General features: G+C 48.9%; 9 protein-coding genes. 5 read left to right on the top strand and 4 right to left on the bottom strand.

Annotation, left to right across the window (positions count from 1 at the left end):
- Window positions 1-286 precede the first annotated feature (286 nt).
- Window positions 287-2059, top strand: coding sequence for an energy-dependent translational throttle protein EttA (locus tag CVT49_10600; protein PKK83074.1), 1773 nt, complete (start codon window positions 287-289; stop codon window positions 2057-2059).
- Here the strand turns inward: CVT49_10600 and CVT49_10595 are convergent.
- The 4 genes from CVT49_10595 to CVT49_10580 all read right to left on the bottom strand — a co-directional run bounded on the left by CVT49_10595 (window position 2008) and on the right by CVT49_10580 (window position 6943).
- Complete coding sequence (locus tag CVT49_10595; GenBank protein ID PKK83073.1) at window positions 2008-2493, bottom strand: hypothetical protein; 486 nt, start codon at window positions 2491-2493, stop codon at window positions 2008-2010. The two genes, CVT49_10600 and CVT49_10595, sit on opposite strands and share 52 nt — an antisense overlap.
- A gap of 262 nt (window positions 2494-2755) precedes the next feature.
- Window positions 2756-3292, bottom strand: coding sequence for a hypothetical protein (locus CVT49_10590; protein ID PKK83072.1), 537 nt, complete (start codon window positions 3290-3292; stop codon window positions 2756-2758).
- Window positions 3293-3942: 650 nt separating this feature from the next.
- Entirely contained in the window at window positions 3943-4419 is a 477-nt protein-coding gene (locus tag CVT49_10585) for a hypothetical protein (protein ID PKK83071.1), read from the bottom strand.
- 70 nt (window positions 4420-4489) lie between these two features.
- The gene (locus CVT49_10580) at window positions 4490-6943 is read right to left on the bottom strand and encodes a hypothetical protein (protein PKK83070.1); all 2454 of its coding nucleotides are present in this window, start codon (window positions 6941-6943) and stop codon (window positions 4490-4492) included.
- Between the two features lie 292 nt (window positions 6944-7235).
- Here CVT49_10580 and CVT49_10575 point away from each other — a divergent pair, with 292 nt between their 5' ends.
- The 4 genes from CVT49_10575 to CVT49_10560 are packed head-to-tail and all read left to right on the top strand — an operon-like array spanning window position 7236 to window position 11236.
- On the top strand, window positions 7236-8054 hold the full coding sequence (locus CVT49_10575) for an outer membrane lipoprotein-sorting protein (GenBank protein ID PKK83069.1): 819 nt from the start codon (window positions 7236-7238) through the stop codon (window positions 8052-8054).
- Window positions 8055-8065: 11 nt separating this feature from the next.
- The gene (locus CVT49_10570) at window positions 8066-9283 is read left to right on the top strand and encodes an ABC transporter permease (protein ID PKK83068.1); all 1218 of its coding nucleotides are present in this window, start codon (window positions 8066-8068) and stop codon (window positions 9281-9283) included.
- A gap of 12 nt (window positions 9284-9295) precedes the next feature.
- Window positions 9296-10522 (top strand): hypothetical protein, encoded by a 1227-nt coding sequence (locus CVT49_10565; protein PKK83067.1) that lies wholly within the window; start codon window positions 9296-9298, stop codon window positions 10520-10522.
- Window positions 10523-10534: 12 nt separating this feature from the next.
- Complete coding sequence (locus tag CVT49_10560; protein PKK83066.1) at window positions 10535-11236, top strand: macrolide ABC transporter ATP-binding protein; 702 nt, start codon at window positions 10535-10537, stop codon at window positions 11234-11236.
- Window positions 11237-11265: the final 29 nt, after the last annotated feature.

Genomic DNA, 11265 nt, shown 5'->3' with positions numbered 1-11265 from the left:
GAGAAAATGTCTGGACTTTCAAACACCGTCTGAAGTATTTTTAGAGCAATTGTTGCACTTCAAATGTGAATCCACCTTCCCGCCTGCGCGGGAATGACATACGTGGTAGGCGGGAATGACAGGCGCGGTATGGAGTGGCAGCCTCAAAGATGTTTCATTGCGAAGCCATGAAACATCTTTGGGGATGTCTTTACCCCAGAATTTTATTGAATCGCGGACGATTTTGACGTAATTTGGGCAGAGTATATCTTAATGCGATAAATAATTTTGCCGGGGAGTTACCAGAATGGCACAACAATATATTTTTACCATGATCGGCCTCAATAAATACTATGGCCAGAAGCAGGTTCTTAATAATATCAATCTGAGCTTTTATCCGGGGGCGAAAATCGGAATTGTCGGCGAAAACGGCGCCGGCAAATCGACCGTCCTGCGCATTATGGGCGGGCTCGATGAGGAGTTCAAGGGGACGGCGGAGATCAGTTCCGGTTACAAGGCGGGGGTGGTTCTCCAGGAGCCGATTCTTGACGAAAAGCTGACCGTGCGCAAGACGCTCGAAACCGCTTTTGGGGCGCAGATGGCGATGATGGCGGAATATGAAAAAATCTCGGAAAGCATGGCCGAACCGATGGACGATGATGAAATGCAGAAGGCCATGGACCGGATGGGGGAACTTCAAGATCAGCTCGATGCTTCCGATGCCTGGAACCTTGACCAGAAAATGAATCTGGCCGGCGATGCCCTCTGCCTTCCCGATGATGACCGGATTGTCGGGACCCTGTCGGGCGGTGAGCGGCGGCGGGTAGCGCTGGGTAAGGCGCTTCTGGAACAGCCCGATCTGCTTCTGCTCGATGAGCCGACCAACCATCTCGATGCCGAGACGGTGGACTGGCTGGAAATGCAGCTCAGCGAATATCCGGGAACGGTGATTATCGTGACGCATGACCGGTACTTCCTTGATAATATCACCAAATGGATACTGGAACTCGACAACGGCCGCGGGATACCGTACGAGGGCAATTATTCATCATGGCTGGAGCAGAAACTGGCCCGGCTGGCGGCGCAGGAGAAAAAAGACAGTCCGCGCGCCCGCGCCCTCGAGCGCGAACTGGCCTGGATAAAAATGAGCAACAAGGACCGGCAGAATATGACCCGCTCGCGGCTTTTGGAATATGAGCAGCTTATCGCCCGCGAGAACGCCGCCGACCGCGAGAGCGGCGATGTTATCCAGATTGTGCCCGGCCCGGAGCTGGGCGACAAGGTGATCGAGTTTAACGGCGTGTCGAAACAGTTCGGGGATAATCTTCTTTTCAAGGATCTCTCGTTTATCGTCCCGAAATCGGCCATTGTCGGGCTGGTGGGGCCGAATGGGACGGGGAAGACGACCTTGCTTAAGATGCTGGTCGGTCAGGAAAAACCGGACAGCGGCGAAGTCAAAATCGGGCCGACGGTCAATACCGCCTATGTGGACCAGGGGCGGGAATCGCTGGCCGGTTCGCGGAGTCTGGTCGAGGATATCGGCGACGGCGCGGATGAAATCATGTTCGGCAAGCGGGCGATACCGATCCGGCAATATCTGGCGCGATTCGGGTTCCGCGGGGCCGATCAGCAAAAATCGGTCGATCAACTATCGGGCGGTGAGCGCAATCGCGCACATCTGGCCAAAATATTGAAAATCGGCGGCAATATAATTCTGCTCGATGAGCCTACTAATGACCTCGATGTCAATACGCTGCGGATGCTCGAAGAAGCGATTATGAATTTCCGCGGGTGTGCCCTGGTCATCAGCCATGACAGGTTTTTCCTCAACCGGATTTGCACCCACCTGCTGGTTTTTGAAGGTGAGGGAAAGGTGCGCTGGTTCGAGGGCAACTACGCGGGAAATTATTCGAAAACCGCCGCAACCGCTATCGGAAGCTTGTCAAAGCCTGATAAATCTTATAGCAAAACAAAACGGCGGTGCAGAAATGCCCCGCCGTTTCCGCAAGGAGTCTTCTCAATGATTATTTATTCATCCAACTGCACCGGCATGGGCGGCATCTTATCCATCTCATCCTGATTGCGCTTGCCCCAGGCCTGGATTTTGGCGACCATCTCCGGATTATCGGATGTAATCAGCATAACATGACCACGCTCGGTCGGCACATGTTCGACCTTGACCCCGGCCATCATCAGTTCGCCCATCGCCTGGCACATGCCGCACATTTTGACCTTCTCGCCTTTCATCAGGCAGGCTTCAACTTCACCCATCGCCTTGGTGCAGTTATGGTAAGATTCCATAAACTCCGGCTCGACGGTGGTGACATTGATAATACCATTGGATATATTATGGTGCTCCCAGACAGTATGGTTCAGCATGGCCGGATCATCCATCAGATGCTTGCAGAATTCGCAGTTGACCATATCGAACCACGGGGCTTCTTCGGCGCCGATGGGCAGCGCCATGACAAGAAGAAACCCGACAAAAATAATTGCTGCTAATGCTTTCTTCATTGCACCTCTCCTCCTTAAATGAGAAATTTCGTGATAAATTTGCTGCGATCAGCGGCTTTACTGTAATAAGACAAAGCGGCCGAACACCAAAATTATACGAAATCCGTCCAAAAAGCGAAATCACTTTATGGGCATTTATTTCAATAATTTCATGTACAAACTGTTATTTGAGATGGCGACTAATTCTAAAAAAAGGCCCGCATCAGAAGCAACCGAAGCGGGCTGGTAAAAACAATAAGGAGGGACAACAAAAAATTACTTTTTATACCTGGTGGCTGGGCTCCCTTTCATGGGCCATAATACCCCAGGCCACGACATCGAGGATCATATCGATATCGGCCATCTGATTTCCGGCGCCATTATCAAGTATCCACTCAATTTCCAGGCCCTTCAAGGCGGCCACCATCGACCTGGAGGCCCTGGCCGGATCCTCAATTCTGAATATTCCCGCAATCTTGCCTTCGAGAAGGATTTCTTCAAGAATTTTAGCTTCTTTATCAAAGAAGCCCAGTCTGGTGTCTTCAAGATACGGCCAGATACGATGAGCATCTTCCCGGGTGACCCGGTAGAAATTGGCCAGTTCCTTCATCATTTTTGTCTTAACGGTAATCAGGGCGCGGATTTTATCAAGGGGGGTATTTTCTTTGGTAACCGCCTCCATCATAGATTTGACCAGAATATTTCCCTCATGCTGGACGACACTGCTGAAGACTTCTTCTTTACTCGGGAAATACTTATAAAGTGTACCTTTGGCGACATGAGCGGCCCGGGCAATATCCTCCATCGTCGTCTTTCCCAAACCATACTGGTTAAAACAGCTGTTCCCCTGCCCTGAGAATACTATCTCTTTTCTTGTTTTCCAATCGGGCCATATTGACCACCTTTCGTTCCTCAACAATCATTCTCTGTATCTCTACGTCCAAATGACTGGTGTGTTTCCGCATATCTTAGGCTATAATTGTTCGGCATAGGCATCATTGTACATTACTCCTTTAAAAGGGGTTCCGCTAACCGGCATTTCTTGCAGATAACTTTATGAATTACAAGAAGTTTTGGCGCAAAAACTGCGTTTAAACCTGAGCTAATTTTATGAGAGAAAAGGCCTTGGGCGATTGAAAGCGGAAGACGCTACAATAAAACAAACAAAAACCTCTCCAAATTCCTCAAACTTGCCTGTTCGGCCGTCATGTATTATAATTGAACAGCTTGTCGGAGATTGTAAGGGAAAATTTTAATAAGGCGGGTTGGGTTCCGAGAGAATGAGCGGTGGCGAGTGAACGAGTAACCCGACATTGGGCACGTACATATGCACCATTATAAATGTTATAATAGGTAATTTGTCGGGTTTCTCATTAGTATTACCACTGATTATGACGCCGACCTACCAGAATACATTCCCAGAATTTAAACCATCAGGGCTTAGAATAATATTCAAATATAATTTAAAATCTATTTAATAAAAGCCAAAATGAACGAAATTAAAGAAAAAGTTAGTGATATTAATGCAATTAGGAAATTTCTTTTATTTTCCGATTCGGCGTATTTCAAATTAAAATTGTCAATAATAATTTTCATGTCTGTGTTTAGCTGCTGTATCCTTGTTCGTAGTACACTCATATAATGCAAGAAAATAAAATGATGCATTTCATTTATTTCAATAACCAAATTTGGATTAGCTTGAAATCTTGTTGCCATATCATGCCATTTAGAATAATCCTCTTGAAGTGCACTCATTTTTTTCGCAAATGGCCTTGCTGCTTTTTTGAACAGCCACGGCCTTAAAGAAGATATATGTGTATGATGTATAAAATTATTTATCTCATTCCATCTGTACATTAGCTCATTTGAATCATTAATAATCGTATAATATTCTTTATTTCTATGCTCATCAAGCGAGATTTTAAATTCTGCCATTGTAAATACCATTCTTTCTTATATTAAAGTCTTTATCCATTATGTAAATTATCATGAAATAATTAATCACCCAAATGTCAATCTATTTATTATTCACGCTCACTGGTTGCTGCAGGGCCTTGGTTGAGGCTGAGTCATAGATGGCCTTTATCTGGATATCATCAATATTCCACCCGCCGAAAGTGTTAGTGGCGTTATTGGCCTCCATCGTGAATCGCAAATAGACAGTTGACTGGAAATCGGCATATTGCGAAATATCGATAGACATTTCATTCCAGCTATTGTCCAGCAGTGAGCCGGTCTGCGAATATACCGGATACCAGTAAGAACCGTCGGTGCTGATCGAGATATAACCGATTCCCCACCCATCGACACACAGCCATCGCCAGAAATCAAGACTGATCCGGAATAATTTAGTGCAATCGAGAGCCGGCATATACAGGTGGGTCGGCGGCAGATTCGGGGGATAGTTGCCGTCGAGATTATAGCCATAGACATTATCGCCGGTGTGGCCGCTGGTTGGATCGACCCCCCAGCCAAAAGTCCCGCCGCCGCCGGTCGGAACGCCAAAGGCCCATTGACCTTCGCAGGTCCAGCCGGGATCGGTGTCGAGAAGCCATTCATAGCGCACCGAAGGCGTCCCGACAGTGAGAGTGACTTCGCGGCTGGTGTTGTCGCTGGGGTCACTCAGGTTGGTGAAATAGACTCTCCCGTGGTGAATGCCTTCGACCAGATCTTCCGCATTACCGTTGATACTTACCAGGACTTCGGCGGGCGTATTGGGGGGCAGACTGCCGCCGACATCGCCGGAAAGAGTGAGCCAATCAATTGAAGGATCAATGGTTATTTCGTAATCAATGGGGTCATCATATCGATGCGAAAACTGATAAGACTTGTCTCCCGGTTCGAAGGGGCCGCCCGAGGGGCCTTCGGATTCAAGATTATCGGCCGGTTTGACATTCATCCCAACATTGAGACCAAGCCCCTTTATGCAGAAATTGGCCGAATTGTCGTAATCATAGAGATCATGCCAGGTGCCTCCCAGCTTGTAGTAGCTCTGTCCGGGTTGTGACGCCGACGGCACCCAGACTTTCTGGCTGCTTCCAAGGAGAGTCGGGACATCGGTGGAACAATCATAAGGCAGAGAGGGATAGGAAATGTACATGTAAATGTAGAAATCATTGCCGACGCTGAGTGTAACCGGTGTGGTCAGATCAACGGTGTGGAAACCGCGATACTCATAATTTCCCGAGACTTCACTCAACAGTCCGGACAACGCTCCGCCGGAAAAAGTGTCATAGATTCGAACCGTATAATTGACCTGATCCTCCGGAGTGCAGATACTGACCGCTTCGAGCCGCTCATTATGCGCTGCGGTAAAGGCATTAAAAGCTTCATAAGAGGTGTATCCGAGGTTGTTTCTCCATCCGTGATAGTCATGGCAGTGCACGATGTCATATTTCATCGGTTCCACATTCTGAAACGAAACCGCTCCGAGCTGATATTCCTGGCAGCAGTACTTATCATAGTAAGAAATCCAGAAATAACCGCTAAATCCCCAGCCGGATCCCCAACTGTTTTTACACAGCCAGGCTCCCGGGTGCGGCGCCTGGGTAGCCAGGTTATCATTCCAGCCGACGATAGCGACGGCATGGTTAAGTTCGACCGGATCATCCGGCGGTTGATAATGAATATAATTAACCATATATTCGCCATAGGAACTATAAGCGGTGGCAATGGCACCATATTCCATTATTTTCCGTTTGATGGTATCAATTCGACTCAGGTCGGATTCGGCAATATAGAATTCAACATCTCTCACATAGTAATAATGATAACTGTCTTTGGCCAGATCGGGCGGGACCGAGAAAGACTGGGCGTCAATATCCCGCACGGCGCCGTCGCCGCGGGAAATATAGGCATTGGCCATAAGATAATAGCCGCCCTGGTGAACCTCGATGCCCTGGCCGGTCGGCGGATCGGCATCGGCATTATAGAAATCATTGAATCCGTTCCACCAGTCGAGGTGATATTCGGCCAAATTGGGCTGGCCCGATTCGCCATTATCGGCCCAGGCACCGGTCATGAGCAGGTTGCTTTCGATCGAAGCCATGGTTCCATGGGCCCAGCAGGTGCCGCCGCTCTGATTTTTTACCGAAGTCACATAGTTAATGCCGTCATAATTGCGCAGATCAAAGCTGGACGGCAGTTCACCGGGCTGGCCGCCGGGGCAGACCGGATCCGGACCTTCTTTGTACAGAAATGAAATTAAATAGGTAATATCGAGGATATTGATATTGCCGGAATTATTGACATCGGCGGCCAGGGTATCGGTCGGGGGAGGGCCGCCTTTATAGATATAATTTATTATATAAATGACATCGAGAATATTTATTGAGCCATTGCCGTTGACATCACCACACATATTTGACTCACTTGTGATGAATCCCGCGCTTTGATCCGGGTTGGATATTCCAAAAAATATAAAGAACGCGGATAGAGTAATGATCAATACGATAAAAATATTTCGTTTCACGGCCTGCCTCCCGGGTCAAAGTGGTGAGAAGTTCATTAAAGCATCGATGAGTCGATTTTATCAAAAGTTAAAAAAATTATCAGAATATTCCGCCGAGCCGGTCTTCCAAATAATAAGTTAAAAGAAGAACTTATCTAAAATATATCGGCAAAACCATTTTTTGTCAAGCGGGAAGGTGTCCGGCGCGCCAAAAACCGGCTGTCGAAACCGGCAAATTTCTTTTGGACTTAGGAAGGATACCTTTATTTTGAATCCTTGACCCTGAACAAATGTATATATTATAATACGCCAAATGGAAGGATTGACCCAATCAGCTATTAATAAGTATTTGAAGGAAAATAAGATGAAAAAGGTTATAATATTGCTCTGGTTATTTGTTGTGCCTTGTCTGTGGGCGCAAGGCGATAAAGCCGCCGGGAAAAACGATCCTGAAGTCGAGAAAATCATCCGCCGGATCGACGAGTTGTATCGCTCGGAGAGCAGCTATTCGGAATTCGAGATGGAAATCGTGACCCCGCACTGGCAGCGCACCATGGTTATGGATGCCTGGACAATCGGTCAGAAAAAGACATTCATTCGCATCAATGAGCCGGAAAAGGACAGGGGCGTGGCGACGCTTCGGATCGAAAACGAAATGTGGAACTATCTCCCCAAGACAAATAAGGTCATGAAAATACCGCCGTCAATGATGATGAGCTCATGGATGGGCTCGGATTTCACCAATGATGACCTGGTCAAAGAGTTTTCGTTATTCGATGATTACAGCTATGAGCTGATTAAGATAGATGAAGGTTTTGATGACCGAATTTATGTCAGGTGCATCCCGCGGGAGGATTTGCCGGTTGTCTGGGGCAGTATTGTGATTGCCGCCACGAAGGATAAATATATACCGATCTGGCAGAAATATTACGATGAGGACGGCAAGTTGATGCGTGTCCTGAACTACAGTGATGTCAGGGATTTCGGCGGGCGGATGATTCCGGCGGCAATGGAGATGATTCCGCAGAATAAAGAAGGCAATAAAACCGTAATTCGTTATAATAAACTTGATTTCGACATCAAGATCGATGAGGAAATATTTTCACTGCGGAATTTAAGAGCGGATAAATAGGGCCGGCTGTGATGCTGACATTAAAAATAGCCTGGCGGAATATATTCCGGCAAAAACGCCGCACCATATTGACGGTGCTGACCATGTTCGGCGGGTTTACGCTGTCGGCGATATCGATCGGCTGGGCGGACGGCACGTACAATCGCATAATCGAAATGTTCACCCGCAACCGGCTGGGACATGTCCAGATCCATGCCGTCGGATATCTCGACAAACCGTCGTTGTATCGTAAAATCGATGATTATGAAAAAGTCGGGCGCATCGTCGGGCAAACCGAGTATGTGGATTCATGGGCGCCGCGGTTATATTCGGCCGGGCTGGCTTCGGTCGGTGACAAGACCGCCGGCGTGCAGATAATCGGAATCGATCCCGAACGCGAGTCACACGCAACCAGGTTCGAGAAAAAGGTCATTGACGGAAGAAGTTTTTCGACGGCGCCGGCCCATGAGGCAATTCTCGGCAAGGCGGTGGCTCGGACGCTTCAGGCAAAACCCGGAGATGAAATCGTGATCGTATCGCAGGGGGCGGACGGCTCGATCGCCAATGATCTCTATAATGTGATCGGCATTGTCGAGACGGGCGACGCTGTCATGGATCAAAGCGCGTTTTATCTGCACCTGGTCGATGCCCAGGAGCTTCTGGTGCTGGAAGGGTCGATTCATGAGATTGTGGTAATTGCAAATAAATTGGATGAGGTTGAAGATGCAACAACTCTGCTGCGGCAGCGGCTGAGTGAATTCAATCTTGATGTCGCGCCATGGCAGGAATTCGCACGATCGTTTTATGTCGCCATGGAGGCGGATAAAAAAGGTTCCTGGGTGATGCTTTTCGTGGTGATACTGATTGTTGCGATCGGGGTTCTGAATACGGTTCTAATGACGGTTCTGGAGCGGACGCGTGAGTACGGTGTCCTTCGTGCGGTCGGCACGAGACCGCCGCAAATTTTCAGGCTCGTAATAATCGAAGTGGCGCTTATGGGCATAATCAGTGTAATCATCGGAACAATATTAAGTATTTTTATAAATTATTGGTTTTCGGTGCCCGGCATACCGATGCCGATGTCGTTCACTTACGGCGGCATGGAGTTCACGCATTACTTCAGTGAAGTTAATGCGCACAGCCTGTATATACCGGCGATAACGGTTATGTTGTCGGCGATGTTCATCAGTATTTTCCCGGCGATCAAGGCGGCGCGGATTGCGCCGGCCAGGGCGCTGAGGTCGCACTAGGGGAGCAAGATCGTGAAGTTATTCATCAAGCTGGCCATTCGCAATCTCTTCCGCAACAAACGCCGGACATTTATTGCCGGGAGCGCCATTGGCATCGGTCTGGCTGCACTGATATTCACGGATGCCCTGATTATCGGCATGGAGCAAAACATGATCGCCTCGGCGACGGAATCCTTTCTCGGAGAAGGACAGATACACCAGGCTGATTTCCGCGATTCATATGCGGTCGAAAAGACCATCAGTGATCTCCCCGAAGTGGCCGCCGGTTTGAGACAGGACAGTGTCGTGGCTGATTTTACCGAGCGAACCATGACCTTTGCCATGATTACCTCGCCGGCAAACCTGAGCGCGGTAACGATGGTCGGTGTCGATCCGGGCACGGAAAAGAATCTTTCACAGGTTGATGAGGCGATAATTGACGGGAGCTATTTCGATGGGGATAACAAGCGTGATATTCTGGTCGGCAGCAAACTGGCTGAGATCCTCGAAGTCGGTCTTGGCGACCGCGTGGTTCTGACGGTGGCCCAGGCGCATTCGGGTGATCTGTCGCAGGAGATGTTCCGGATTTCGGGGATTTATCATTTCAATATAAAGGAAATGGATCGCTCCATGGTCTTTGTGCGCCTGAAGGAGGCGCAGCAGATGCTGGCGCTCGGAGATAATGTGCATGAAATAGCGCTGCGTTTTAAAAACAGCGGTTATGCCCGTGACAAGAGTCACCCCTTCTGGAAAAAATATTCGACCGACGGCAATGAAGCGGTTAGCTGGACGGTGATCCTTCCCGAGCTTCAGGCGGCTTTCGAGATGTCGCAGTTTGCGACGTATATTGTCGGTTTGATCCTCTTCGGTGTCGTGGCACTGGGTATAATAAACACATTGTTCATGTCGCTGCATGAACGGATGTTCGAATTCGGGGTATTGCGGGCGGTCGGGACGCGCCCCTTTGGCATGGCTCGATTAATTCTTTTCGAAGCCGGGGCGCTGGCAGTGCTGAGTATAATTCTGGGAACGATTCTTGGGTACTTAATAACATATATTATATCACATGTCGGGATAGACTATACCGGGATCGAGTTTTCGGGGGTAACATATCGGGATCTTCTGTATCCGGTGATGAGGTGGCGGCAGTTTATCGAATACCCGATCGTGGTTTTTATATTTACGGTGCTGGTCGGTTTTTACCCCGCTTTTTATGCGGCGCGGATTTCTCCGGCCAAAGCGATGCGGCGGAGTTTTTAGGAGGAGATAAATATGCCACAATTAATAGATGATGTGATAGTCACAAGGGGCATCAAGAAGGTTTATCATGACAATGGTGTGCCGGTGCCGGCCCTTCGCGGAATCGACCTGACGATAAAAAAAGGGGAGTTCACTGCCATTGTAGGACCATCGGGTTCAGGCAAGACGACATTCCTGAATATCATTTCCGGTCTTGATGATGTCACCGAGGGCCAAATCTGGCTGGCGGGAAAAGAGCTGTCATCGATGAGCGGCTCGGAGCTGTCCGATTTTCGGCGGGATCATATCGGTTTTATTTTCCAGGCGTACAACCTGATTCCGGTCCTGACGGTGGAAGAAAATGTCGAATACATCATGCTGCTCCAGGGAATTGATAAGATCGAGCGGCATAAAAGAGTGGAGCAGATTCTTGCGGAGATGGGTCTCGAGGGATTCGCGGGACGGCTCCCAACCAAGCTCTCGGGCGGTCAGCAGCAGCGGGTGGCGGTGGCACGGGCGATGGTTTCGCGGCCGTCGCTGATTCTCGCCGATGAGCCGACGGCCAATCTCGACTCCAAAACCGGGGCGGAGCTGCTTGATATGATGCGGGAGCTGAATGAAAAAAGCGGTATTACTTTTGTCTTCTCGACGCATGACCGGCAGATAATGGAGCGCGCCAGAAGGCTGGTGACGCTGAAGGACGGCATGATCGACAGCGATGAAACAAGAAGTTGAATCCAGCCAGAGACACAGGTGAGGTAGAA

The organism is candidate division Zixibacteria bacterium HGW-Zixibacteria-1 (genome assembly GCA_002838945.1).
Classification (GTDB): domain Bacteria; phylum Zixibacteria; class MSB-5A5; order GN15; family PGXB01; genus PGXB01.
This window is presented reverse-complemented; position numbering and strand designations above follow the sequence as displayed.

What these genes read in the sequence shown, in the direction of transcription:
- CVT49_10600 (PKK83074.1), top strand. Translation starts at nt 287, where the DNA reads ATGGCACAACAATATATTTTTACCATGATCGGCCTCAATAAATACTAT.
- CVT49_10595 (PKK83073.1), bottom strand. Translation starts at nt 2,493, where the DNA reads ATGAAGAAAGCATTAGCAGCAATTATTTTTGTCGGGTTTCTTCTTGTC.
- CVT49_10585 (PKK83071.1), bottom strand. Translation starts at nt 4,419, where the DNA reads ATGGTATTTACAATGGCAGAATTTAAAATCTCGCTTGATGAGCATAGA.
- CVT49_10575 (PKK83069.1), top strand. Translation starts at nt 7,236, where the DNA reads ATGGAAGGATTGACCCAATCAGCTATTAATAAGTATTTGAAGGAAAAT.
- CVT49_10570 (PKK83068.1), top strand. Translation starts at nt 8,066, where the DNA reads ATGCTGACATTAAAAATAGCCTGGCGGAATATATTCCGGCAAAAACGC.
- CVT49_10560 (PKK83066.1), top strand. Translation starts at nt 10,535, where the DNA reads ATGCCACAATTAATAGATGATGTGATAGTCACAAGGGGCATCAAGAAG.